At 66.0% G+C, this 24,638-nt stretch carries 19 protein-coding genes and 1 pseudogene; 6 read left to right on the top strand and 14 right to left on the bottom strand.

Annotated features, from left to right (window positions below):
- Window positions 1-39 precede the first annotated feature (39 nt).
- From treZ to treY, 3 genes are read left to right on the top strand one after another with little or no spacing between them, the layout of a single operon-like run.
- The gene (gene treZ / locus ACTHN9_RS05680; protein ID WP_440535772.1) at window positions 40-1,971 is read left to right on the top strand and encodes a malto-oligosyltrehalose trehalohydrolase; all 1,932 of its coding nucleotides are present in this window, start codon (window positions 40-42) and stop codon (window positions 1,969-1,971) included.
- Window positions 1,968-4,232, top strand: coding sequence for a 4-alpha-glucanotransferase (gene malQ / locus ACTHN9_RS05685; RefSeq protein WP_440535773.1), 2,265 nt, complete (start codon window positions 1,968-1,970; stop codon window positions 4,230-4,232). Before treZ ends, malQ begins: the two co-directional genes overlap by 4 nt.
- Window positions 4,229-7,300 (top strand): malto-oligosyltrehalose synthase, encoded by a 3,072-nt coding sequence (treY, locus tag ACTHN9_RS05690; RefSeq protein WP_440535774.1) that lies wholly within the window; start codon window positions 4,229-4,231, stop codon window positions 7,298-7,300. The genes malQ and treY overlap by 4 nt, the downstream gene beginning before the upstream one ends.
- An 88-nt stretch (window positions 7,301-7,388) precedes the next feature.
- Here the strand turns inward: treY and ACTHN9_RS05695 are convergent, their stop codons facing one another.
- The gene (locus tag ACTHN9_RS05695; protein WP_440535775.1) at window positions 7,389-8,159 is read right to left on the bottom strand and encodes a sensor histidine kinase; all 771 of its coding nucleotides are present in this window, start codon (window positions 8,157-8,159) and stop codon (window positions 7,389-7,391) included.
- Between the two features lie 187 nt (window positions 8,160-8,346).
- Here ACTHN9_RS05695 and ACTHN9_RS05700 point away from each other — a divergent pair, with 187 nt between their 5' ends.
- The 3 genes and pseudogenes from ACTHN9_RS05700 to ACTHN9_RS05710 form a co-directional block, all read left to right on the top strand.
- Window positions 8,347-8,688 carry an FKBP-type peptidyl-prolyl cis-trans isomerase gene (locus tag ACTHN9_RS05700; protein WP_440535776.1) on the top strand — a complete coding sequence of 114 codons (342 nt, stop codon included), beginning with the start codon at window positions 8,347-8,349 and terminating at the stop codon, window positions 8,686-8,688.
- Between the two features lie 36 nt (window positions 8,689-8,724).
- Window positions 8,725-9,552, top strand: a complete 828-nt coding sequence (locus ACTHN9_RS05705) for a helix-turn-helix domain-containing protein (RefSeq protein ID WP_440535794.1) — start codon at window positions 8,725-8,727, stop codon at window positions 9,550-9,552.
- A gap of 3 nt (window positions 9,553-9,555) precedes the next feature.
- Window positions 9,556-9,675 (top strand): annotated as a pseudogene (locus tag ACTHN9_RS05710) (DUF3800 domain-containing protein); the annotation flags it as partial.
- Window positions 9,676-9,719: 44 nt separating this feature from the next.
- Here the strand turns inward: ACTHN9_RS05710 and purF are convergent.
- The 13 genes from purF to leuB all read right to left on the bottom strand — a co-directional run.
- Complete coding sequence (purF, locus tag ACTHN9_RS05715; protein ID WP_440535777.1) at window positions 9,720-11,267, bottom strand: amidophosphoribosyltransferase; 1,548 nt, start codon at window positions 11,265-11,267, stop codon at window positions 9,720-9,722.
- Window positions 11,268-11,325: 58 nt separating this feature from the next.
- Window positions 11,326-11,820, bottom strand: a complete 495-nt coding sequence (locus ACTHN9_RS05720) for a CvpA family protein (RefSeq protein WP_440535778.1) — start codon at window positions 11,818-11,820, stop codon at window positions 11,326-11,328.
- Window positions 11,821-11,827: 7 nt separating this feature from the next.
- Complete coding sequence (locus ACTHN9_RS05725; RefSeq protein ID WP_440535779.1) at window positions 11,828-12,727, bottom strand: SPOR domain-containing protein; 900 nt, start codon at window positions 12,725-12,727, stop codon at window positions 11,828-11,830.
- A gap of 46 nt (window positions 12,728-12,773) precedes the next feature.
- Complete coding sequence (gene folC / locus ACTHN9_RS05730; protein WP_440535780.1) at window positions 12,774-14,084, bottom strand: bifunctional tetrahydrofolate synthase/dihydrofolate synthase; 1,311 nt, start codon at window positions 14,082-14,084, stop codon at window positions 12,774-12,776.
- A 46-nt stretch (window positions 14,085-14,130) separates the two neighbouring features.
- Entirely contained in the window at window positions 14,131-15,003 is an 873-nt protein-coding gene (gene accD, locus ACTHN9_RS05735) for an acetyl-CoA carboxylase, carboxyltransferase subunit beta (RefSeq protein ID WP_440535781.1), read from the bottom strand.
- 109 nt (window positions 15,004-15,112) lie between these two features.
- On the bottom strand, window positions 15,113-15,913 hold the full coding sequence (gene trpA, locus ACTHN9_RS05740; RefSeq protein WP_440535782.1) for a tryptophan synthase subunit alpha: 801 nt from the start codon (window positions 15,911-15,913) through the stop codon (window positions 15,113-15,115).
- Between the two features lie 39 nt (window positions 15,914-15,952).
- Window positions 15,953-16,813: a DNA-methyltransferase gene (locus ACTHN9_RS05745; protein WP_440535783.1), complete on the bottom strand. Its 861-nt coding sequence runs from the start codon at window positions 16,811-16,813 to the stop codon at window positions 15,953-15,955.
- Between the two features lie 13 nt (window positions 16,814-16,826).
- Window positions 16,827-18,020, bottom strand: coding sequence for a tryptophan synthase subunit beta (trpB, locus tag ACTHN9_RS05750; RefSeq protein ID WP_440535784.1), 1,194 nt, complete (start codon window positions 18,018-18,020; stop codon window positions 16,827-16,829).
- A 63-nt stretch (window positions 18,021-18,083) separates the two neighbouring features.
- A complete protein-coding gene (locus tag ACTHN9_RS05755) occupies window positions 18,084-18,779 on the bottom strand; it encodes a phosphoribosylanthranilate isomerase (RefSeq protein WP_440535785.1) in 696 nt (231 codons plus the stop codon).
- Window positions 18,780-18,783: 4 nt separating this feature from the next.
- Complete coding sequence (gene truA, locus ACTHN9_RS05760) at window positions 18,784-19,581, bottom strand: tRNA pseudouridine(38-40) synthase TruA (RefSeq protein ID WP_440535786.1); 798 nt, start codon at window positions 19,579-19,581, stop codon at window positions 18,784-18,786.
- A gap of 16 nt (window positions 19,582-19,597) precedes the next feature.
- Window positions 19,598-22,156 carry a FimV/HubP family polar landmark protein gene (locus ACTHN9_RS05765; RefSeq protein ID WP_440535787.1) on the bottom strand — a complete coding sequence of 853 codons (2,559 nt, stop codon included), beginning with the start codon at window positions 22,154-22,156 and terminating at the stop codon, window positions 19,598-19,600.
- 216 nt (window positions 22,157-22,372) lie between these two features.
- Entirely contained in the window at window positions 22,373-23,494 is a 1,122-nt protein-coding gene (asd, locus tag ACTHN9_RS05770; protein ID WP_440535788.1) for an aspartate-semialdehyde dehydrogenase, read from the bottom strand.
- A gap of 253 nt (window positions 23,495-23,747) precedes the next feature.
- On the bottom strand, window positions 23,748-24,638 hold an 891-nt coding region (gene leuB, locus ACTHN9_RS05775), incomplete at its 5' end, for a 3-isopropylmalate dehydrogenase (RefSeq protein ID WP_440535789.1).

The following is a 24,638-nucleotide window of genomic DNA, read 5'->3' on the forward strand; positions in this document are numbered from 1 at the left end:
GACGACAAGCCTCGTGTTCTCGAACAAGGAGCCGCTGATATGTCCGTAGATCGATCCGACCCGCACGAGCGCCGCGCGCATCGGTTCGGATTCGGCGCCGAATGGGTCGGCGCATCCGCAACCGGAGCACCGCTCACACGCTTTCGGGTGTGGGCGCCGTCGTGCACGGCCGGGCACGTCGAGTTCGAATATCGGGGCAAGGCGAATACCGCTCGAATGCAGACAACCGGCGACGGCTGGTTCGAAGCGCAAGCCGAATGCGGCGCCGGTACGCGATATCGCTACCGGCTCGACGCAGACTTGGCCGTGCCGGACCCTGCGTCGCGATTTCAGCCCGAGGATGTACAGGGGCCGAGCGAGGTGATCGATCCGCTCGCCTATCGCTGGCGGCAGACCGAGTGGCGAGGCCGTCCCTGGGAAGAGATGGTGATTTACGAATTGCACGTCGGGGCGATAGGCGGTTACGCGAACGTGGCCCGAAGGTTGCCGCACATCGCGGAACTCGGTGCGACCGCGGTCGAACTGATGCCCCTGAACGACTTTTCGGGGCGGCGCAACTGGGGCTACGACGGCGTGCTGCCGTTCGCGCCCGATTCGGCGTATGGGCGTCCCGAAGAGCTGAAGGCGCTGATCGATCGCGCGCACGAGTTGGGGCTGGCCGTCCTGCTCGACGTCGTCTACAACCATTTCGGCCCCGACGGGAATGACCTGCCGAAGTACGCTCGCGCGTTCTTTCGCGACGACGTGGCGACGCCATGGGGACCGGCCATCGATTTTCGTCGCCACGAAGTGCGCGAATTTTTCTTTCAGAACGCGCTTTACTGGCTGCACGAATACGGCTTCGACGGCCTGCGCCTCGATGCCGTCCATGCGATCGGCGACGACGGCTGGCTGCGCGAGTTGTCCGACCGGGTTCGCGCCTCTTTGCCGCCGCATAGACACGTGCATCTCGTGCTGGAAAACGAGCACAACACGGCCAGCCTGTTGCAGTCGCATTTCGACGCGCAATGGAACGACGACGCGCACAACGCGCTGCACGTCCTGCTGACGGGAGAGCACGAAGGCTACTATCGCGCCTACGCCGATCGCCCCATCGCCAAACTCGCACGCGTCCTCGCCGAAGGGTTCGCGTACCAAGGCGATCCGTCTCCGATCCACGACGGCGCCCCGCGCGGCGAGCCGAGTGCGCACTTGGCGCCGACGGCCTTCGTCATGTTTTTGCAAAACCACGACCAGATCGGCAATCGCGCGTTCGGCGAGCGTCTGCGCACGTTATGCGAGCCCCAGGCGCTGCTCGCGGCGACGGCGCTGCTGCTGTTGTCGCCGCAAATTCCGCTGCTGTTCATGGAGGAAGAGTTCGGCTCGACCCAGCCGTTCCTTTATTTCACCGACTACGGAGGGGAGCTGGCCGAAGCGGTACGCGAGGGCCGGCGGCGTGAATTCGCCAAGTTTTCCGCCTTCTCCGATCCCGAACGACGCGCGCGCATTCCCGATCCGAACGCGGTGCAAACGTTCGCACTCTCGTCGCCGCCGACCGAGGAAGAACCCAACGGCACCGGCACCGCACCGCCTTCCGCGCACGGCGAACGGGAGGCATGGTTGCATTTCTACCGGTCGGCCCTCGCGGTGCGCGCGAAGCTGATCGCCCCGCGGCTGCGCGGCGCGCGTTCGCTCGATGTCGCGCTGCTCCGGACAGCGGTCGGCCACGACGCCAACGCGCTGGTCGCGCGCTGGCAATTGGGCGACGGCGCAACGCTTTCGATCGCGCTGAATCTGACGTCCGACACGCTACCGTTCGATACGTGCCCCGACGGCATGGTCGTCTTCGAAACCCCGGCCCGCGCACGCGACAGCGTCGAGGCCAAGCAATTGCCGGGCTACGCGTGCATTGCGTGGCTGACGGGCGACGTGAACGCGTTCGCGCTGCAGCACGACGTTCGCGTCCATACGCCCCCGAGGAGCGATTCATGAACACACCTGGACCGGCATCGTCATCGCTCGGCCGGGACACGATCGAGCGGATTGCGGCGCGAGCCGGCTTCGAAGTGCATTGGGAAGACGCCGACAAGCGCACGCACCGCGTGAAGACCGACACGCTCGCCACGCTGTTGGCCGCCCTCGGGCTGCCCTGCAGTACGGCCGACGAAGCAAAGCAGACGTTGGCGATGCTCGATGCCGAACGCACCGCGCATGCGCTGCCGCCGCTCGTGACGGCCGAATGTCATCGCGCGACGGCGCTGCCGTTGGCGGGGACTCAAACCGGTGGGGCGTACCGGATCGAACTCGAAAGCGGCGGCATCGTCGAAGGCCGCTTCGGCATGCCGAAGGGCGAGTCGGCGATGCTCGCCCCGATTGCGGAGCCCGGATACCACACGTTGGAAGTTGCCGGTCAGCGCGTGTGTCTGGCGGTCGCGCCGCCGCGTTGCTATACGGTCCACGATGCATGGCGCGATGCGAACGCCCGCGCGAACGGTCAGCGCACGCGGCGCAGCGATGCGGATGCGCCGCGCACCGTCTCGCTGTGGGGTATCGGCGCGCAGCTCTACGGCCTACGTCGCGTCGGCGACGGCGGCATCGGCGATTACACCGCGCTCGCCTCGTTCGCGCGGCACAGCGCGAACGAGGGCGCCGATGTGCTCGCGGTCAGTCCGACCCATGCCATGTTCAGCGCCGATCCGCGCAAGTTCAGCCCCTATGCGCCCTCTTCCCGCTTGTTCCTCAATGCCGCGCATATCGACCCGTCCGCCGCACTCGGCATGCAAGCGTTCGAGGCTGCGCTCGAGATGGCGCAGGTGGACGGTCGGCCATCGCCTCGCGAACGGTGGGCCGCGCTCGAGGCGCAGCCGCTCGTCGATTGGGGCGAGGCGCTCGAACTTCGACTCTCGGTGCTGCATGCGCTTTACGACCGGTTTTGCGCGCACGAGCGCCCGGCCGCAACCACGCTCGCCCAAGCGTTCGACACGTTCTGCGCTCGAGGCGGCCGCGCACTCGAAGATCACGCACGCTTCGAAGCGATCGACGCAATGGAGCGCGCCACCCACGGTGCCGGGCACTGGCGCGAGTGGCCCGAAGCGCTGAGAGACCCGCGCCGCCCCGAGGTAAAGACGTTCTCGCACGCGCATCGTCACGAGGTCGAATTCCACTTGTTCTTGCAGTGGCTCGCCGCGAAGGGACTAGGCGATGCGCAACGCGCCGCGCGCGAGGCGGGCATGGCGATCGGGCTCGTGGCCGATCTCGCGGTCGGTTGCGACGGTGCGGGCAGCCATGCCTGGTCGTATCCGGACGATATGCTGCGCGCGGTCTCCGTCGGCGCCCCGCCCGATTTGTTCAATCAAGCCGGCCAGTCCTGGGGACTCACGACGTTCTCGCCGCGCGCCATGCGCATGCAAGGCTTCAGCGCCTTTATCGATATGCTGCGTGCGACCTTCGCGTACGGGGGCGGCTTGCGGATCGATCACGTCCTCGGGCTGCAACGGCTGTGGCTGGTGCCCGAAGGCGCCAGTGCAGCGGACGGCGCCTATCTGCGCTACCCGATGACGGATTTGCTGCGGCTCATTGCGCTCGAATCGGCGCGCCACCGCGCCATCGTCGTCGGCGAAGATCTCGGCACCGTCCCCGAAGGGTTTCGCGAACGCCTGGCCCGTCACGGCATGCTCGGTATCGGCGTACTGTGGTTCGAGCGCAGCGAGGACGGCGGCAGCTTCAAGGCGCCCGCGCAATGGAGCCACACGGCCCTAGCCACCACGACCACGCACGATTTGCCGACGGTCGCAGGCTGGTGGAGCGGACACGACATCGCCTGGCGCGACAGAGTCGGCCAAACAGCGCCGCGCGCGGACGGGCGCGACCCCGTCGCGCTGGCCAACGCGCAGCGCGCGGCCGACCGTCACGCGTTGTGGCGTGCGTTCCAGCAAGCGGGTGTCGCGGCATCGGGCGTGGGGGCGCCGCCCAAAGACCAGCCGCCCGTGGACGAAGCGCTGGCCTTCGTCGCCTCGACGCCGACACCGCTTGCGCTGTATCCCCTCGAGGATCTGCTCAACCTCGCCGATCAACCGAATTTGCCGGGCTCGATCGACGAGCATCCGAACTGGCGCCGACGCGTACCCGCGCCGATCGATGCGCTGTTCGAAAGCGGCGCCTTGACCGACCGCCTACTCGCGCTCTCGCGCAGGCGCACGTGTGCCGCGCGCCCGCGCCAGGGCCCAGCCTCCGAACCGTCTCGCACGCCATGACTGTCCCGCGTTCCACGCTCCGTCTCCAGCTCCACCGGGGCTTCACATTCGACGATGCGCGCTCGCACGTCGATTACTTCGCCGCGCTCGGCGTGAGCCATCTGTACTTGTCGCCGATGACGACTTCGACGCCCGGCTCCCTGCACGGCTACGACACGATCGACTACACACGTGTGAACCCGGAACTCGGCGGCGAGCCGGCGCTCCTGCGCCTGGCCGATGCCTTGCATGCGCGGCAGATGGGGCTCATCGCCGACATCGTGCCCAATCATATGGGCATCGCGGGCGGCCATAACGCCTGGTGGCTCGACATCCTGGAATGGGGCCGGCACGCCACCTACGCACGGTACTTCGACATCGACTGGCATTCGCCCGATCCGGCCTTGCGCGGTAAGGTCCTAGCACCGTGCCTTGGGGCGCCGTACGGCGAGGAACTCGCGGCAGGCCGGATCCATTTGTCTTTCGATGCGCGGCAAGGCCGCTTCTTCGCGTGCTACGGCGAGCATCGGCTGCCGATTTGTCCCGTCGACTATCCGCTGATCCTGCGCGGCGTGGCGCACGGGGTGCATCCGGAATTGACGGCGCTCGCCGAGCGCTTCGAAGGCTTGACGACCCAGCCCGAGCAGCGGCCGCGCGCGCAGGCTGCGCAAGAGGCCTTACGCGCGTATGCGTCGGCTAATGGCGTGCAGCCGTTCGACACCGCCCTAGCCGGCTACGCGCCGACGAACGCCGCCGCGCGCGAACGCCTGCATCGATTGCTGGAACGGCAGTTCTTTCGTCTCGCGTGGTGGCGCACCGCGGCCGACGAAGTCAACTGGCGGCGCTTCTTCGACATCGGCACGCTCGCCGCCATGCGCATGGAACGCGCGGAAGTATTCGATACCGTGCATGCGCTGGTGTTGCGCCTGTTTGCGCAGGGCGTGATCGACGGTGTGCGGATCGATCATGTCGATGGCCTGGTCGATCCGCGCGAGTATTGCCAGCGATTGCGCGAAAAACTCGCGGAACGCGAAGCCGAGCGGCCGACCCAACTCGATGGCTCGCGCGCCTATGTCGTCGTCGAAAAGATCCTCGCTCACGGAGAAGCGTTGCCTTCGGATTGGGGAGTCGACGGCACCACGGGCTACGACTTCATGAACGACGTCGGTGCCCTACTGCACGATGCCCGAGGCGAAGCGCCACTGACGGCGACATGGGCCGAGTTATCGGGAACGAATACGCCTTACGCGGAACTGGTGTGCGATGTGCGGCGTAAGGTTCTCGCCGAGAACTTGTCGGCCGAACTCGATCGCGCGGCCCGTGGCCTGCATCGAATCGCGCGCGAACAACCCGTCACGCGCGACTTCACGTTCACGGCGATCCGTCGCGTGCTGGCGGAATTGGCCGTCCATTTCCCCGTCTATCGGATGTACGCGCGCAACGGATCGCCGACGAACGCCGACGACGCGTATTTCCGCCAGGCGCTCGCAGGGGCGCGCCGCACATTGGCGCGCGGCGATCATGCGGTGCTAGCGTTCGTCGCGTCGTCGCTCGGCGCCGAAGGTCGCGACGATGTCGACGAGCGCAACGCCCGAGAGGCACGCGGCGGCGATGCAAGTTCGGCCGGGCACGCGCTACCGAGCCGCGAGCGGCGCGCGGCGGCTACGCTGTTTGCGCAGGTCACCGCGCCATTGGCCGCAAAGGCCCTCGAAGATACCGCGTTCTATCGTTACGGCCGCTTGCTGTCGCGCAACGAAGTCGGCGCCGATCCGGGGGCATTCGCGCTCGAGGTCGACGGTTTTCATGCGGCCAATCTCGAACGCGCGCGACGCTTCCCGCATGCGCTGATCGCCACCGCCACGCACGATCACAAGCGTGGCGAAGACGTACGAGCCCGGCTGGCCGTATTGAGCGAAATCGCCGACGAATGGACGGCGACGCTGCGCGCATGGTCGACGTTGAATGCGCCCCATCGTCGCGCGTACGAGCCCACGCACGACATCGACGAGACAAACCGCGCGATCGACGAGGCTGGAAGCCCGCCGGAAACGAGGCAAGCGGGCGACGCCCTGCCCCCAGCGAAGCCCGCGACGATCTCTTCGGCCACTTCGGCGCTCACCGGAACGACATCGACATCGGCTGGGGCTATGGCGGCATCGGCGGGAATTTCGATGGCCTGCACCCCGCTACCGGGCGCGGCGCCGAACTGGGCGCCCGGGCCGACGGCCGAGGCCATGCTTTACCAAACGCTGGTTGGCGCATGGCCGTACGAACTCGACCATGCCGATGCCGACGGCGTCCAAGCGTTCGCCGAACGAATCGCGCAATGGCAGCTCAAGGCGCTGCGCGAAGCCAAGCTGGAGACGAGCTGGCATGCCGCCGACGAAGCCTACGAAGCGGCATCGCGCGCCTTTCTCCTCGACATCTTGGCGCCGCAGCGGCGCGACGGTTTCCTGCGCGAGTTGTCGTCGTTCGTCGCGCGCATCGCCCGGGCCGGCGCGATCAACAGCTTGTCCCAAACGCTATTGCGGACGACTTGCCCCGGCGTGCCCGATCTCTACCAGGGCACCGAGCTGTGGGACTTTAGCCTCGTCGATCCCGACAACCGTCGCCCCGTCGATTTCGGACAGCGCAGCGCGTGGCTAGTGGACACGCCCCCGAGCGAGCAATTGCGCAGTTGGCGCGACGGCCGTGTGAAGCTCGGCGTCCTGCACCGGGCGCTGACGTTGCGCGCGGTTTCCCCTGCACTGTTTCTGCAAGGCTCGTACATTCCGCTGCCGGTAACCGGCCCGCGCGCGCGGCATGCGATTGCGTTCGCACGGCGGCACGGCGACGCTTATGCCATCGTCGTCGCGACGCGGCTCGCGTCGTCGTTGATCTCGGATTCCAGCGATTTGCCGCTCGTCGATCCGGCGGCGTGGGAAGACACGTCGATCGAATTGCCGTCTGCGCTGGCCGGGCGCGCACTCTTCGATTGCATGAGTCCGGCCGCGCCCAAAGCCGACGGCGCAGGCAGGCTCGCGCTGCGCGACGCATTGTGTGCGTTGCCCGTCGCGCTGCTCGTCGAAGAAGGCGTGCCGCGCGGGTAGCTCGCCGTTTGCCTAGGCATCACGCATCACGCATCACGCTCCGTGCGCCTATGGGGCGATGGGCCTATGGGGCGACGGGGCTACGGGCCTATAGAGCGGAAAGGGGAATGCGCAGGACGAGGGCCGTCGCTTCGCCGTCGAGCATCGGCCCTTGCTCGAACGTCCCGCCGTGCGCGGCAGCGACCCGTTGAACGATCGCTAGCACCCAGGCAATGCGCCCGGCCTCGCGGGGAAGCATTGCCTGCGTTCGTGCGAATGGCTCCAACGCGTGGGGCAAGTCGGCATTGGCCAGCGCAGCGAAATCGGGCGTAAAGGCCACCTCGCTCCGCCAAAAACCGGCCTCCAACGCCGTCTTGAGCGCGACGGCGCCACTGGGCGCACTGGCTTCCGCCGCAAAAATCAGCATGGCCCATAGCGCCTGCGCAAGGCGCTCGCTATCGCCGTCGCATCGCTCGGCATCGAACGACGATACGACGGTCAACGTCGTGCCGCGAGCGTCGAAGAGCGCACGACGCGCATCGTCGAGTGCTCGATCGATCGCCGCGCGAATGGGGAACGCCTCGCGGGCGAGCGGCAACGATTTGGTTTCGGCGCGCGTCTTGTCCACGGCTTCTTCGAGCAGTTTCACTTGCTGCTCGACGCCCGAGCGGATGCCGGCGAGCGCGCGTTGCGCCGAGGCGTCGGCAGCATCGAGCTTGCGTTCGAGCACATAGGCCCAGCTATGAATGGCGTTCAGCGGACTGCGCAAATCGTGCGATACCAGGGACAGAACGTGATCGCGCATGAAAAGCGCGACTTCCGCCCGCAAATGAGCAAGACGTTGGTCGGATGCGGCAGCGGCGTTGGAAAACGTCGACACGATCGGCCTCTCGTAAGATCGCTCGGCTGTGGCGGTTGCACCGCTGCAACGCGAGCGCGAACGCGGCTCGCAACGTTGCAACGACCGCGTCGGGCCGTAGGCTTGTTGAGTAGACGGACATTATAGGCACCGGCGCGGGTGCAGCGCCTACAATGACGGTTTCATCTGAAATCGGAGCGTAACAATCATGACAATCGTCACAACCGAATCCGGGTTGAAGTACGAGGACTTGACCGAAGGCACGGGTGCCGAAGCCGCGGCGGGGCGTACGGTCACGGTCCATTACACGGGCTGGCTCACCGATGGCCAGAAGTTCGATTCGAGCAAGGACCGTAACGATCCGTTCGCGTTCGTGCTCGGCGGCGGCATGGTCATCAAGGGTTGGGACGAAGGCGTGCAAGGGATGAAAGAAGGCGGCGTGCGACGCCTGACGATCCCGCCGCAACTCGGTTACGGCGTGCGTGGCGCGGGCGGCGTGATTCCGCCGAATGCGACGCTCGTGTTCGAAGTCGAATTGCTGAAGGCCTGAGCGCGCTTCGGTGTGCAATCTGCATACGGCATGACGATGCACGCGCACACAATCGCCTCGCCGGCGCTATCGCTGCGCCGCTATGGCGCGGTGAGCGCGTGCGACGTGCACCCATTCCATCAGATCGTGCTTGGCGTGGATGGGGCGATGGAGATGGCCGTGGACGGAGTCGGCCATCGTATCGACGCGCACCACGCTTGGTTGATCCCAGCGGGTGCCCGTCACGAGTATGCGGGCGTCGGCGAGAACCGGCAGCTCGTGCTCGATGTGCCTTGTGCGTCGTTGGCGTTGCCGGAGCGCTTCTTCTCGCGCTCGGTGCCGTTGACGATGAACGACGCGCTCGTGCGCTTAGTGCATGAAGCCGCCGCGTATGCTGCTGCGGTGAATACCGCGGCGGCCTCCCAACGGCGCGAGGCCGGCGGTCGTGAAGAGCCGGACGATACGTCGCATGCCGGACAGCTGACTCGCCGCATGGCTTGGGATACGGCGGCGCGCTTGGCCCGGTTGCTGGGCGACAGCCTGGGGATCGAGGCGCCGGTATCGGGGCTCGACTATGCGCGGATCGATAAATGGTTGCGTGCGCATCTATCGGAGCCGCTGCGGGTAACCGATCTCGCCGCGCACTGCGGTATCGGCGAGCGTCGGTTCCATCAGCTATTCGACGAGGCATTCGGTGCGACGCCGCACCGGTATCTCCAACGGCTGCGTCTCGATACGGCGCTCACGTTGCTGAGCGATGCGCGCCTCACGTTGACCGATATCGCACTCACGGTGGGGTTCGCCGACCAAAGCGCCTTCACGCACGCGTTCACCCGCCGTTTCGGGCTGGCGCCGGGGCAGTGGCGGGCAACGCGGACGCATTAATTCGTGCGATGGATAAAGGAAAGGCCACGATTGCATCTACTTTATCTTGACGAGTCGGGACACCCCGACGATCCCAATTCAAGCTTCTTCGTCCTTGCCGGGTTCGCTATTTTCGAGCGGCAAACGGCATGCTGTACACGCCACGCGCGAAGCGTGGCGCGCAGCCCTCACTCCACCGACAACTGCAAATGCAGTTGCGAGCGCGTCACCGAGCCGTCCACCGCATCGCCCGCCGAATCGCGCTCCGATTGCGATTGCGGCGAAAGCCGCGCACGCTCGATCGCATCGAGATACTGCGAAGTAATGTCGCCCGTGATGTAGTCGCCGTCGAAGCACGACGCTTCGAAATGCGTAAGCGCCGGATTGATGTCGCTAACGGCTCGCTTGAGCGCGTCGACATCCTGGTAGACGAGATGATCGGCGCCGATGATCTTGGCGACGTCCTCATCGGTGCGGCCATGCGCCACGAGTTCGCTGCGCGTCGGCATATCGATCCCGTAGACGTTCGGATACTTCACCGGCGGCGCCGCCGACGCAAAGATCACGCTCTTGGCACCCGCATCGCGCGCCATCTGCACGATCTCGTGCGAGGTCGTCCCGCGCACGATCGAATCGTCGACGATCAGCACGTTCTTGTCCTTGAACTCGATCGTCATCGCGTTCAGCTTCTGACGCACCGATTTCTTGCGCACCGCTTGGCCCGGCATGATGAACGTGCGGCCCACATAGCGGTTCTTGAAGAAGCCTTCGCGATACTCGACACCGAGCTTGGCGGCAACCTGCATCGCAGCCGGACGCGACGAATCGGGAATCGGCATGACGACATCGATCGGCACACCGGGCAGCACGCGCTTGATCTTCTCCGCCAGATAATCGCCCATGCGCAAGCGCACGTTGTAGACGGATACGCCATCGAGCACCGAATCGGGACGCGCGAGGTACACGTATTCGAAGATGCAGGGGTTCAGGCTCGGCGTATCGGCGCACTGCTGGCTGTGCAGATGGCCGTCGATGTCGATGAAGATCGCTTCGCCCGGCGCCACGTCGCGAACGAATTCGAAACCGATGCCTTCGACGGCCACCGATTCCGACGCAACCATCCACTCGACGCCGTGCTCCGTTTCATGCTTACCGATGCAAAGCGGACGAATACCGAACGGATCGCGGAAAGCGAGCAACCCGTAACCGGCGATCAGCGAAACGATCGCATACGAGCCGCGCACACGGCGATGCACGCCGGCCACCGCCTTGAACACCGTGCTCGGTTCGAGCTGCAACCCGGAGCTAGCCAACTGCATTTCATGCGCCAGCACATTGAGCAAGACCTCGGTATCCGAGTTCGTGTTCACGTGACGACGATCGATGCGGAACATCTCGTCTTTCAGTTGCTGCCAGTTCGTGAGGTTACCGTTGTGCGCGAGGATGATGCCGAACGGCGCGTTCACGTAGAACGGCTGTGCTTCCTCTTCGCTCGACGCCGAGCCGGCCGTCGGGTAACGCACCTGGCCGATGCCGGCGGTGCCGGGCAAGCTGCGCATGTTGCGCGTGCGAAACACGTCGCGCACCATGCCGTTGGCCTTGTACATGTGAAACGTGCTGCCGTTCGCCGTCGCGATACCGGCTGCATCCTGGCCACGATGCTGCAACAGCAAGAGACTGTCGTAGATCAGTTGATTGACCGGGGAATGGGAGACTACGCCTACGATGCCGCACATGGCAGGGTCCTTCAAAGATACGAAAACTTAAGCGCCGGCCACGCGGCCGGCACTAGCGTCACACGCGAACGTACGCGGCGAGCGCCGGGGGTAGCAGGGGCTTCAACTCGCGCACGCCTTGCTCGGCATAGGGCCGCAGCAGCGCCTTGCGCCAAAATTCTTGCTTCGGCAATTGCGTCAGCCCCGCCAGCGCTACCAGCAGCAGGACGAACACCGCACCGCGCACGATGCCGAACAGCAAGCCGAGCGAGCGATCCACGCCGCCGAGACCGCTCACGGCTACGAGCCGCGCGATCAAGGCATTGGCAACACTCGCCACGAGCACCACGCCGATCATGATCACCGCAAATGCCAAGAGCCATTGCGTGAGCGCGCCGCCGGGCCAGTCGCTTGGAATATAGGGCACCAGGAGCTGTACGTAGTGGCAGGCAACAAAAAAAGCCACGACCCAGCCGATCAATCCGAATATTTCCGACAACAAGCCGCGCCACGCGCCGCGCAGTGCCGATAAACCGATGACGGCAAGCGCCGCGTAATCGAATGCGGTCAGCATCGGGCCGTCACTGCGCCGCGTTGCCGGTATTCGCCGTCAAGCCGGCGTCGCGCACTTTCGCGATCGCAGCCGAGGCAGCAGCGCGATCGGCGAAGGGCCCCGCGAGCAACCAGGCTCGCGTCTTGCCGTCCGCTTGCTTGCGATGTTCGACATAGGCCGGCACGCCCGCGGCTTTGAGCTTCGTTTCCCAGCCGCGCGCCCGCGCCTCGTCGGCGAATACGCCGAGCTGCAACGCGAACCGCGCGCCAGGCGGCGCAGCCGGTGTGCCCGAATCGGCCTGTGCCGGGCTCGGCGCGGGAACAGCCGTCGCGTTGCCGGCCTGAGCCTCGCTCGAACGCGCCGACGCGCCATCCGATTGCGCTTGCTTGGCCGACGTCGACTTCGATTCCGTTTGCTTCGATGAGGTTGGCGCAGTGGCTCCCGACGACGGTTGAGCCCCCTTGCCTTGCTTGACGGCGGCCCCAGCAGCGGGTGCCGGCGCCATGCCCGCTACCGCGGTACCCGAGCCGGCGGCCGTCTCGCTCGCATCGGCCCGATCGGGCGCAACGCCGGCCTGCGTGTCGTCATTGCTATCGTCGCTCACCCGCGACGGCACCGTTGCGGGACGGTTCGGAATATCGATAGCGATATCGTCGGTCACGGGTTTCGGGTGCGAATCCAGCACCATCGGGAGGATGACGATCGCCGCGACCACGAGCGCAATCGCGCCGACGAGCCGGCGGCGCGCACGCTGCTTTTCAGGCAGGGTCGGATCGAGCAGCATCGCGTCGGCATCGCGCGTGCGTTCGCTGCGGCGGGTACGCCGCGCCTCGCGCCCTTCGTGCGCCGCCCCGCTACGCGTGGATTGCGTAGCGGCGCTCCGCCGGCGCGGTGCGTCGTCTTTCTTGCCGAACGAGAAAAATCCCATGAATCGCTGAGTTCGAGGGGGCGGCCACGAGTCTGGCACGCATCGGTCAATGTTGCCGGGACTTACGGTAGGCCATCACGCCTGCGACCGTATAGAAACTGCCGAAAACCGCGATTCTATCATCCTCTGTCGCCCGGCTCAGTGCGTCTTGAAACGCCTCGGCCGGCGTAGCGAAGCGCGCGACGCTGCTGTCCGGTCCATCCTCGACGCCGGCTTCGCGCAAAATCTTCTCGAGATCCTCGGCGCGAGCCGCCCGCCCAAGCGGCAGATCGGTCAGGCACCAGTGGTCGATCTCGCCTTTCAGATGCTTCACGACACCCGCGATGTCCTTGTCCCGCATGGCGCCGAACACGGCATAGGTATAACGAAAGAACCCCATGCTGCCCAGATTCTGGGCAAGCACGGCGGCTGCGTGCGGGTTGTGGCCCACGTCGAGCACGACTGCGGGCCGCCCGGGCAGGACCTGGAATCGCCCCGGCAGCTCGACGTTGGCCAAACCGAGCCGCACGTCTTGCGCGGAGACGGGCAAGCGATCGCGCAAGGCCTCGAGCGCGGCGAGCGCCGCCGATGTATTGATGAGCTGGTTCGCGCCGCGCAGCGCCGGATACGCGAGCGCCGAGCGCCGCATCGTCGGCCCGACGTAGCTCCACTGCTGCCGCTCGCTCCCCGCCTGCCCTTCATATCGAAAATCGCGGCCGAACAACCACAGCGGTGCACCGATGGCCTGTGCATGATCGATCAGCGTCTGCGGCGCGGCGGGGTCGGCGCAAATGGCAGGCCGGCCCGGCCGGAAGATGCCCGCTTTCTCGTAAGCGATCTTCTCGCGCGTATCGCCGAGATATTCCGTGTGGTCGATGTCGATGCTCGTCACCACCGCGCAATCGGCATCGACGATATTCATGGCGTCGAGCCGCCCGCCCAACCCAACCTCGAGAATCACCGCATCGAGCTTGAACGAGGCATACAGATGCAAAATGGCGAGCGCCGTGAACTCGAAGTAAGTCAGCGAGACGGGTTCGATAAGGCTCGTGCGCGCCGCCTCCACTGCTTCGAAATGCGGGAGCAGTTCCTCGTCGGTCGCGTTGCGGCCGTCGATTCGCGCGCGCTCGTTGAACGCCAGCAAATGCGGCGAGGTATGACAGCCCACACGATAGCCGGCCGCGCGCAGGATCGACTCGAGCATCGCGCACGTCGACCCCTTGCCGTTCGTTCCGCCCACGGTGATGACGGGACAATCGAGCTTCAGCCCGAGCGCATCTTTCACCTTGCCGATGCGCGTGAGGCCCATGTCGATGCCGACCGGATGCGCCGACTCGAGATGCGCGAGCCAGGCGTCGAGAGAAGAAAAAGTGGTCATCCGAAGCCGCGGGCCGTCCCGCGTTAAACAGCGTTGAACGTTTCGTTTAGGCGACGGCGTCGGCGGGCTGGCGCGTCAGCAATGCGATGAGCCGGGCCAATTCCTCGCGCAGCTTGCGTCGGTCGACGATCATGTCGATCGCGCCCTTTTGCAGCAGGAATTCGGCGCGCTGGAAGCCTTCCGGCAGCTTTTCGCGCACGGTTTGCTCGATCACGCGCGGGCCGGCGAAGCCAATCAGCGCCTTGGGCTCGGCGTTGACGCCATCGCCCAGGAACGCGAAGCTCGCCGACACGCCGCCCATCGTCGGATCCGTCAGCACCGAAATGAACGGCAGTTTGGCGTCGGCCAGCTTGGTCAGCATGGCTGTTGTCTTCGCCATTTGCATGAGGGACAGCAAGCTTTCCTGCATCCGGGCGCCGCCCGACGCCGTGAAGCAAATGAACGGCACTTGCTGTTCCAGCGCATTTTGCGCGCCACGGGCGAAGCGCTCGCCGACAACCGAGCCCATCGAGCCGCCCATGAACGCGAATTCGAAACAGGACACGACCACGGGCAGCGTATGGATCGCGCCCCCCATGACGACCATCGCGTCCGTTTCGCCCGTATCGTCCATTGCATCCTTGATGCGATCGGGGTACTTGCGGCTGTCTTTGAACTTCAGCGCGTCGACCGGGACGATTTCCTGGCCGATTTCGTAGCGGCCTTCGGCATCGAGCAGCCCGTCCAGGCGGGCGCGTGCCCCGATGCGCATGTGATGGCTGCATTTCGGGCAAACGTGCAAGTTGGCTTCGACGTCATTGCGGTACAGCACCGCCTCGCAAGCCGGACACTTGACCCACAGCCCCTCGGGGATGCCCTTGCGGCTCTTCGGGTCGGTCTGTTTGATCTTGGGCGGCAGCAGTTTGTCGAGCCAGCTCATCGTTATTCCTTCAAATGGTGTTGTTTCGTCCACGTGTCGCGCGTCGCATCGCTCGCCGTTCAGGCCCCGGCCCGAATGAAACCGGGCCCGGGCCGCTCGCACGGGAACGTCAGGCAGCGTCGAGCGCCTGGCGAATCTCGGCGACGAAGCGCGTCAATTGCGCCGCGGCATCGCCCGGCGGCACTTCTTCGAGCAGTTGGACCAAACGGCTGCCGATCACGACGGCATCGGCCACGTCGGCGACTGCGCGCGCCGTCGAAGCGTCCCGAATACCGAATCCGACCCCGACAGGCAGCCGCACTTGCGACTTGATGGCCGGGATTTTACTCGCGATGGTGGAAACGTCCAGATTTGCCGCTCCGGTCACCCCCTTGAGGGAGACGTAATAGACGTATCCGCTCGCCACCTTGCCCACTTGCGCAATGCGCTCGTCGGTCGACGTCGGCGCGAGCAGGAAGATCGGATCGACGCCGGCGCCGCGCAAGCGCGCGGCGAATTGCTCGCATTCCTCGGGCGGGTAATCCACAGTCAGCACGCCGTCGACGCCGGCGGACGCCGCCGCGGCCGCAAACGCATCGACGCCCATTCGTTCGATCGGATTGGCATAGCCCATGAGGACGACCGGCGTGTTCGCATCTTGCTCGCGAAACCGCTTCACGTCGGCCAGCACCTGTTTGAGCGTCACGCCGGCCGCCAGCGCGCGTTCGGAAGAACGCTGGATGACCGGGCCGTCCGCCATCGGATCCGAGAACGGCACGCCGAGTTCGATCACGTCGGCGCCGCCGGCCACGAGCGCATGCATGTATTCGACGGTGCGTACCGGGTCCGGATAGCCGGCGGTGATGAACGGGATCAAGCCTTTCTTGCTTTGCGCGGCCAGTGCCGCGAATGTCTGTTCGATACGGGACATGGTGTCTTCTCTACCGATAAGTGCGATACGCCGCGCCGCTTACGAGGCGACGGCGGACGCGTCGGACGGTGCGCCGCTCATGGCGGCCACGCGTTCGCGCGCGATCGCGCAGTAATTTTCATTGATCTCATAGCCGACGAATGCTCGCCCGTGCCGTGCGCAGGCCACCGCCGTCGTGCCGCTCCCCATGAAGGGATCGAGCACGCGGCCGCCGGGCGGACAGCTCGACAACACCATCCGCTCGACGATTTCCAGCGGCTTTTGCGTCGGATGATCGACCCGCTCGGCGTGTTGACGGTGCAAACGCGACACCGACCAGACGTCTTTCGGGTTGTAGCCGACTTCGAGCCACTTGCTGCCTTCGAACAACTTGCGCGAACGTGCCTTTTTCGTCGCCGCGTCGTACGGAATGCGCACGGGATCGAGATCGAAGTAGTAATCCTTCGATACCGCGAAAAACCCGATGTTGTCGTGCACGGACGTGAAACGGCGTGTCGTGCCGCCCATGCTGGGTACGCGTCGGTCCCAGATGATCTCGTTGACCATCGTGAGCTTCGTCTTCAAGAAGGAGAAGATTTCCGGCGCGTACTGCCAGGTGCAGAACACATAGAGCGAACCGCTGGGTTTGAGCTTCGGTACGGCCAACTCGAGCCAACCCCGCGTCCAAGCGAGGAAATCCTCGCCGGAGCGCAGATCGGAATCGTTGCCGTAGTCTTTGCCGAGCCCATAGGGCGGATCGGCGACGATCAGATCGATCGAGCCGTCGGGCAATGCCTGCACATCCGCCAGAAAGTCGCGGTTGAGTATCTCGATGGGCAAGCGAGGCGCGCCCGTGCTGCCAAGCGCACCGCCCGCGGCCGCCGGCCGCGGCGCGTCGAATTCGTCGATGAGATCGCGCATTGCCGATTAGCGTTTAGAGCGCGAGGCCCGAACGTTCGGCGACCGTGTGCATATCCTTGTCGCCCCGGCCCGACAAATTGACGAGCAAGTGCGTATCGCGCGAAAGCGTCGGCGCGATCTTGGCCGCATAGGCGAGCGCGTGGCTCGACTCCAGCGCAGGGATGATGCCTTCGATCCGACAGCAGTCGTGAAACGCTTTCAACGCTTCTTCGTCGGTGATGCCGACGTACTGCGCGCGCCCGCTATCCTTCAGCCAAGCATGCTCGGGACCGACGCCCGGGTAGTCGAGGCCCGCCGAGATCGAATGCGTCTCGATGATCTGGCCGTCCTCGTCCTGGAGCAGATAGGTGCGGTTGCCGTGCAGCACACCGGGGCTGCCGCCGATCAGCGACGCGGCGTGACGCCCCGTCTCGATCCCGTCCCCCGCGGCCTCGACGCCCACGAGCTTGACCGCCGTGTCGTCGATATACGGATAGAAGATACCCATCGCATTGGAGCCGCCGCCGACGCACGCGATCACCATGTCCGGTTGACGCCCGGTCAGCTCGGGCATCTGCACGCGGCATTCGTCGCCGATCACGCGCTGAAAGTCGCGCACCATCATCGGATACGGATGCGGACCCGCCACGGTGCCGATGATGTAGAACGTGCTTTCGACGTTCGTCACCCAGTCGCGCATCGCCTCGTTCAATGCATCCTTGAGCGTGCGCGAACCCGATTCGACGGGCACGACCGTGGCCCCGAGCAGCTTCATCCGGTAGACGTTGGCCGCTTGCCGGCGTACGTCTTCGGAGCCCATATAGACCACGCACTCCATGCCGAAACGCGCCGCGATCGTGGCCGTGGCCACGCCGTGCTGGCCCGCCCCGGTCTCGGCGATCACGCGCGGCTTGCCCATGCGCTTGGCAAGCAGCGCTTGGCCGATCACGTTGTTGACCTTGTGCGCGCCCGTGTGATTCAAATCCTCGCGCTTGAGGAACACCTGGGCCCCGCCGAGCAGCTCGCTCCAGCGCCGAGCGTGATACACGGGCGACGGACGGCCGACGAAGTACTTCAGCTCGCGCTGGTACTCGGCCATGAAATCGGGATCGTTGCTGTACTTCTCGTAAGCGAGACGCAATTCGTCCAAGGCGTGGACGAGCGTTTCGGCGACGAACGTGCCGCCGTACGGGCCGAAGTGGCCGCGTTGATCAGGAAGGTTGTACATGGTCGTCACTCTTCGCAGCGGCGGCGAGGCGCGTTTTCGTGTAGCCGCGCCGCCTTGCCTTTGTCACCCGGCGTCCGCCTCGCGCACCGCGCGCACGAACGCCGCCATTCGGGCGGGATCCTTCACGCCCCTGGCGCCCGGTACTTCGATGCCGCTCGAGACATCGACCGCGTACGGGCGCACGCGTCGAATGGCGTCACCGACGTTTTGCGCGTTCAACCCACCACTCAAAACGGCCCGACGCGCGAGCTCTGCTGGAATAAGTGACCAATCGAATGTCTTCCCGCCGCCGCCATAGCCTTCGACGAGTGTGTCGAAGAGCAAGCCGCCGGCTGTCGAATAGTTAAGGGCCGATTCTACCAAATCGGCCGGCTGCGTATCGGCGCCGATGCGTAAAGCGCGCAACCACGGCAATCCGGCCACGCTCGCGAGTTGCTCGCACTGCGCAGCGGATTCGTCGCCGTGGAACTGCAGCATGGTGAGCGGCACATTGCTCGTGACTTCACCGATCCATGCCGCGCTCGGGTTCACGAACAGGCCGACGACGGAGACGAACGGCGGCAATGCGCCGGCCAGGTCGATGGCCTCCGCCACGCCGACCGAACGCGGGCTCGGCGGATAGAAGACGAGACCGATCGCGTCGGCGCCGAGTTCGACAGCCAACTCGACATCGGCGCGGCGCGACAGGCCGCACAGCTTGATGCGCGTGCGCGCGGGGATCGAGCTGACGGATGGCGAAACGGGGACAGCGCTGGTCATGGGCTCACTCGCTCCAAATGCCGCTCCAAGGCACGCTTCCGAGGGGCGCGGGCGGCACCGCAAAGACCTCGGGGTAGCCGACATGGGCCAAATACAGGCCCTCCGGCATGAAGGTGGGCGCGGCGCGATCGCGATCTCGGCTGGCCAGCACGTCGGCCAACCACGTTGCCGGATAGCGGCCCCGGCCCACAGCGACGAGGCAACCCATCAGGTTGCGCACCATATGATGCAGGAATGCGTTCGCCCGAAAACGAAAATGGATCAAATCGCCGGCCCGCCGGATGTCGATTTGATACAGGTGCTTCACCGGGGTCTTCGCCTGGCACTCCGACGAGCGAAACGCCGAGAAATCGTGCTCGCCGATCAAGCACTGCGCCGCCGCCCGCATGGCATCGAGATCGAGCGGCGTGTGAATCCACCCGGCACGGCCCGTCAGCATCGGCGAACGCACCGGATGGACGTATAGCACGTAGTAATAGGTGCGCTCGAATGCGGAAAAGCGGGCGTGAAAATCGTCGGCCATCCGCTTGGCCCACAGCACCGCCACCGACGACGGCAAGAAGGCGTTCGTACCGCGTACCCACGAAAAGTCTTCGCGATCGAGATCGGTGTCGAAGTGCACGACTTGTCCGAGCCCGTGCACGCCGGTATCCGTGCGGCCGGCCACGATCGTGTGCAACGGCTTGCACGCGAAATCCGCGAGCGCGCGCTCGAGCGCGTCCTGAACGGTCTTGCCGTGCGGCTGCGACTGCCAGCCGCAAAAGGCGGTGCCGTCGTATTGAATGCCGAGAGCGATACGCATAGCGAAGGCGAGCGCGTCAGGACAGCGGCGCGAGCGTCGCCAGCAACGCGTGCGCTTCGTCGTGGGTGCCCGGGTCGTTCGACTCGATCACCTCGTGGATCAGCGTACGCGCCCCGCCGAGGTCGCCGAGTTCGATGTACTCCGTCGCAAGATCGAGCTTGTTGCGGGCAATTCTCGCGAGCTGCTCGGGCGTGAATTGCGGCAGCGGCGCGCAATCGGCCGATTGCCCCTCGCCCGCCTCCCCGCCCGGCAGATCGAGATCGAACGACAACGCGAGGCGGCCGACCGGTGCGGCGCCCAAGCCCGTCACCGCGGGCGGGGCGGCAGGCGCGTGCGCGGGGACCTCGCCTCGCTCTGCAGACTCTGCAGACTCTGCAGACTCGGTAGGCTCCGCAGGCTCGGCAGCCCCGGCTGCTTCGGCGATCGGGGCCGGTTCTGCCGTCCGTTCGTCGGGGCGCGGGGGGGCTTCATGCTCGGGGGCGCCATGCGCCGCGCTTTCCGCCGCAGGAGCGACGCGCGGCGGCAAGCCGAAGTCGAGCCCGTCCCGTGCGGCGACCGCCTCGGGCGGCAGGGTCGGTTCGCCCTCTGGCGCGACCGGCGCGACAACCGCCTCGGCCTTGTGCGTTTCCGGTTGGGCCGGCGGCGCGTCCTCGGCCCGGTCCCCGCCGGCCTCGGCGAGATCGGCTTCGTGCCGCCCGCTCGCTTCGGTCGGGGCTTCGCTCGATGGAAGGCCTGCGTCGGCGGACGCTGTCGGTAGCGGAACGTCGCTCGGCGATGCCGGCTGCGCTGCCTGCACCAATGGCGGCTGTACGTCGCGCGAAACGCCCTCCGCAGCGGCGGGCGCGACTTTGGACGACCCTTCTTCGGCCACGGGCGGAGCAGCAGCTTCGGGGGCGGGAGCAGGCGTTTCGACCGCTTCGTCCCTTGGCGCCAAGACGGCCTCATCGGTTTCGCCGGTGTCGAGTGCGTAGAGCGGGTTGTCCGGATCGAGCTGACGGCCGATGGCCGCGACGTGAGTCCAATTCGGACCGCGACCGCCCGAGAGCCGGTAGATCCGTTGAGCGATCTCGTCGAATCCTTGCGCGTTCTTTCGCTCGGCGTAATGCGCAGCGAGCCCCATGAGCGCGCGCTTGCTGGACGGCGTCCGCGCAAGAATCGCTAGGTACTCGGCCTCGATCGGATCGTCCGTCGCCGCGGCCGGCGCGGCCGCCGTCTGCGCGGCGTCCACGCTGCCCTCGGCCGATGGGCTGGCGATCGGCGAACCCTTGGTCGAACCGGGCACGGACGCCTTAGGCTGCTTAGGCCGACCGCGACGGCCGAGACCGAGCGCGATCAGCAAGACGAGCAGCGCCGCCACGACCGCGGCGGCGATAGCCGCGACGGCGGGAATCTGATTGCGCGCCAAGCTGAAGCCGTAGCCGCCCACGCCGATGAACCGCTGATTGGCGGCCGCCGCGGCACGAGACTGTGCCGCCGCAGCCGAAGCCGAACCCGAGGCGGGCCGCGCCGCGAAACTCGGCGCACCGGCGGGTGCGCCGGCCGTGGTACCCGGATGCGTCGCCGGTTGGGAGCCGATCCCGTGCCGCTGCAGTTCCATCAACACGCGATTTTTGAGCGCGAGCAATTGCTGAAGACTCGACACCTTCGGATGCGACGCGGCAACGGCCGGCGCTGCACTGGAGGGGGCGATCACCGCAGCCTTCGGCGTGCTCGCCGCGGCGGGCGCGGAGCCGGCCCCCGCGGCGGCGCTGCTTGCCGCCGCCGGGCTAGCCGCCGAGGCGGCCGGTGCGGAAGCCGGTGCGGAAGCCGGCGCGGCACCGGATGCGGCGACGCCGGACGCGGCCGCCGCGCTTGCCGGCGTTTGCGCAACCGAGCTGGCCGGCGCAACCGGCGCTGGCTGAATAGCGCCCGACCAGGCATGTCCGCCGCTTGCGCCGCTCGGGGCGCTCGGCTGCGGATGAGGCACCGAGGTAGAGGCCGTCGTGGAGGCGCCGCCAACCGCGGGCGTGGCCGCTTTCGCCGTGGACGCGGCCGCGCCCGTGGCGGCGCTGGCAGGCGACGGCGATACGCCGGCCGGCGTCGATGCGGGCTTCGCACCGAGCGTGCCGCTCGCCTTCGCCCCTGCTGCGGCGGCTTGCGACGCCGCCGCAGCAGCCGGCGCCGGATTCGATGCGCTCGCTGACGCCGCCGCCGGCGCTGCTTGCTCTTTGGCCACGGCACCGGTCGCATCGAGCGCGGGAACGTTGAGCACGGCGCCCAGCTTCAATAGGCTCGGGTTGCCGCGCATGAATGCCGACGGATTTGCGTCGAAGATCGATCGTGCGGCTTGGGCGAGCACGGCCTTGTCGTGCGAGCCCGTCGCCGCCGCGGCGATATCGGCCAGCGATTGCCCGGGCTTGACCGTGATTTGCGTCGAAGTGGAAGCTACCGGCGCGGCGGCAGCGGAAGCGGAAGCGCCCGCGGCGCTTTGTCCCGCAGGCGCGGCCGCCGGGGTAGCCCACGCGGGCGACGTGCAGACGAGCCAAGCGCAGGCGATCGCAAGCGGGACGGCCCGGCGCGTCGAACGTGTAGTCATGAAGGTGTCACGCGCGTGCAAGCGCGCCTCGAGATGGCGTTTGGGATAGACCAAGGTTCGCTGCGGCAATTAAAAAAGGCGTCGCGGCAAAGCGACGCCTTTTGGGGTTCTATGCGTCGTAACCGCATAGTTTACGTGAGGAACACGGGCAAGACCACTGCAAGGTCGGGCGGACCGCATACGGCGCCCTGGCGCGTGGCCTTCATACGCCGTGAATTACCGCTCGAGCAAGATACGCAGCATGCGGCGCAGCGGCTCGGCCGCGCCCCACAGAAGCTGATCGCCGACCGTGAACGCCGACAGGTACTCGCCGCCCATCGCGAGCTTGCGCAGACGGCCAACGGGCACCGACAGCGTGCCGGTCACGACGGCCGGCGACAGTTCGCGCATCGAGGCTTCGCGCTCGTTCGGCACGACCTTGACCCAATCGTTGGCCGCCGCCAGCATGCCGTTGATCTCGTCGAGCGGCACGTCCTTCTTGAGCTTGATCGTCAACGCTTGCGAGTGGCAGCGCATGGCGCCGATACGCACGCACAAACCATCGACGGGGATCGAACCCGGCTGCCCCATGGCCGGCTTGCCGAGAATCTTGTTCGCTTCGGCGCCGCCCTTCCACTCTTCCTTCGACATGCCGTTGCCGAGATCCTTGTCGATCCAGGGGATCAGCGAGCCCGCGAGCGGCACGCCGAAATTTTGCGTGGGCATCGCGTCCGAATTCATCGTCTCCAGCACGCGCCGGTCGATGTCGAGGATGGCCGAAGCGGGATCGGCCAATTGCTCCTTGACCGCGCCATGCAGCGTGCCCATTTGCGACAGCAGTTCGCGCATGTTCTGCGCGCCGGCGCCCGACGCGGCCTGATAGGTCATGGCGGTCATCCAGTCGACGAGGTTCTCGTTGAACAAGCCGCCGAGCGCCATCAGCATGAGGCTGACCGTGCAATTGCCGCCGATGAAATTCTTGGCGCCGTTGACGAGCGCGCTCTTGATCACGTCCAGGTTGACGGGATCGAGAATGATGACGGCGTCGTCGGCCATGCGCAGCGACGAAGCGGCATCGATCCAGTAGCCGTTCCAGCCGGCGGCACGCAGCTTCGGGAAAACCTCGTTCGTGTAATCGCCGCCTTGGCAGGTAATAACAACGTCGCACTTCTTCAGATCGTCGATGCTCTTGGCGTCTTTGAGCTTCGTCTCGTTCTTGGCGAACGACGGCGCGTTGCCGCCAACGTTGCTGGTGCTGAAAAACACCGGTTCGATCAGATCGAAATCGCCTTCCTGCTGCATGCGCTGCATCAGGACGCTGCCGACCATACCGCGCCAACCTACGAGACCTACGTTCATGATTATCCCTTCGAATGGACGCTTCCCCGCAACCTTGCCCGGCGTGACCGCGCGGGGAAGACGGGCGGACACGGCGGACGATCAGCTTTTCGTGATCGTTTTGGGGGTAATCGTTTTGATCGAAATGATGCCGGCCACGCCAATGGCGCCGGCAATGGCGAATCCCTGCGCACCGAGCGTTGCGCCAACGAGCGTTGCTATCGAGGGGATAGAGGGGATTCGCAGCATCGCGACAGTCTACACGAAAACGTCCTTACAATGCCGCACGCACCGCATCGCCCATCTCGGCCGTGCCGACCTGGCGGCAGCCCGGTGTCGCGATGTCGCCCGTCCGGTATCCGGCTTCGAGCACCTTTTGCACCGCCTTTTCGATGCGCTCGGCTTGCTCCGCCTTGTTCAGCGAATAGCGCAGCATCATCGCGGCCGACAGAATCGTGGCGAGCGGATTGGCCACGCCCTTGCCCGCGATATCGGGCGCCGAACCGTGCGAGGGCTCGTAAAGACCCTTGTTGTTCTTGTCGAGCGAAGCCGACGGCAGCATGCCGATCGATCCCGTCAGCATCGCCGCTTCGTCCGAGAGGATGTCGCCGAACATGTTGCCCGTGACGATCACATCGAACGACTTCGGCGCCTTGACGAGCTGCATCGCCGCATTGTCGACGTACATATGCGAAAGCTCCACGTCGGGGTACGCCTTGGCGACCTCGATCATGACTTCCTTCCAGAGCTGCGACGTTTCGAGCACGTTCGCCTTGTCCACCGAAGTCAGCCGCTTGCCGCGCTTTTGCGCCGCCTGGAACGCCACGTGCGCAATGCGGCGCACTTCGGGCTCCGAGTAGCGCATCGTGTCGAAGCCTTCGCGCTCCCCTTCGAATGCACCGTCGGGTGCCGGGCGAATGCCGCGCGGCGCGCCGAAATAGATGTCGCCGTTGAGCTCGCGCACGATGAGGATGTCGAGCCCCGAGACGATCTCGGGCTTGAGCGACGATGCGCCGGTCAGCTGGGGATAGCAGATCGCCGGACGGAAATTGGCAAAGAGCTGCAGATGCTTGCGCAGACCGAGAATGGCCTGCTCGGGACGCAATGCGCGTTCGAGCGAATCGTATTTCCAATCGCCCACGGCGCCGAACAGAATCGCGTCCGC

Source organism: Trinickia sp., from assembly GCF_051953405.1.
GTDB lineage: Bacteria > Pseudomonadota > Gammaproteobacteria > Burkholderiales > Burkholderiaceae > Trinickia.

What these genes read in the sequence shown, in the direction of transcription:
- ACTHN9_RS05765 (WP_440535787.1), bottom strand. Translation starts at nt 22,156, where the DNA reads ATGACTACACGTTCGACGCGCCGGGCCGTCCCGCTTGCGATCGCCTGC.
- trpB (WP_440535784.1), bottom strand. Translation starts at nt 18,020, where the DNA reads ATGTACAACCTTCCTGATCAACGCGGCCACTTCGGCCCGTACGGCGGC.
- ACTHN9_RS05700 (WP_440535776.1), top strand. Translation starts at nt 8,347, where the DNA reads ATGACAATCGTCACAACCGAATCCGGGTTGAAGTACGAGGACTTGACC.
- ACTHN9_RS05720 (WP_440535778.1), bottom strand. Translation starts at nt 11,820, where the DNA reads ATGCTGACCGCATTCGATTACGCGGCGCTTGCCGTCATCGGTTTATCG.
- malQ (WP_440535773.1), top strand. Translation starts at nt 1,968, where the DNA reads ATGAACACACCTGGACCGGCATCGTCATCGCTCGGCCGGGACACGATC.
- purF (WP_440535777.1), bottom strand. Translation starts at nt 11,267, where the DNA reads ATGTGCGGCATCGTAGGCGTAGTCTCCCATTCCCCGGTCAATCAACTG.
- ACTHN9_RS05755 (WP_440535785.1), bottom strand. Translation starts at nt 18,779, where the DNA reads ATGACCAGCGCTGTCCCCGTTTCGCCATCCGTCAGCTCGATCCCCGCG.
- ACTHN9_RS05705 (WP_440535794.1), top strand. Translation starts at nt 8,725, where the DNA reads ATGCACGCGCACACAATCGCCTCGCCGGCGCTATCGCTGCGCCGCTAT.
- folC (WP_440535780.1), bottom strand. Translation starts at nt 14,084, where the DNA reads ATGACCACTTTTTCTTCTCTCGACGCCTGGCTCGCGCATCTCGAGTCG.
- asd (WP_440535788.1), bottom strand. Translation starts at nt 23,494, where the DNA reads ATGAACGTAGGTCTCGTAGGTTGGCGCGGTATGGTCGGCAGCGTCCTG.
- truA (WP_440535786.1), bottom strand. Translation starts at nt 19,581, where the DNA reads ATGCGTATCGCTCTCGGCATTCAATACGACGGCACCGCCTTTTGCGGC.
- accD (WP_440535781.1), bottom strand. Translation starts at nt 15,003, where the DNA reads ATGAGCTGGCTCGACAAACTGCTGCCGCCCAAGATCAAACAGACCGAC.
- ACTHN9_RS05745 (WP_440535783.1), bottom strand. Translation starts at nt 16,813, where the DNA reads ATGCGCGATCTCATCGACGAATTCGACGCGCCGCGGCCGGCGGCCGCG.
- treY (WP_440535774.1), top strand. Translation starts at nt 4,229, where the DNA reads ATGACTGTCCCGCGTTCCACGCTCCGTCTCCAGCTCCACCGGGGCTTC.
- trpA (WP_440535782.1), bottom strand. Translation starts at nt 15,913, where the DNA reads ATGTCCCGTATCGAACAGACATTCGCGGCACTGGCCGCGCAAAGCAAG.
- ACTHN9_RS05725 (WP_440535779.1), bottom strand. Translation starts at nt 12,727, where the DNA reads ATGGGATTTTTCTCGTTCGGCAAGAAAGACGACGCACCGCGCCGGCGG.
- treZ (WP_440535772.1), top strand. Translation starts at nt 40, where the DNA reads ATGTCCGTAGATCGATCCGACCCGCACGAGCGCCGCGCGCATCGGTTC.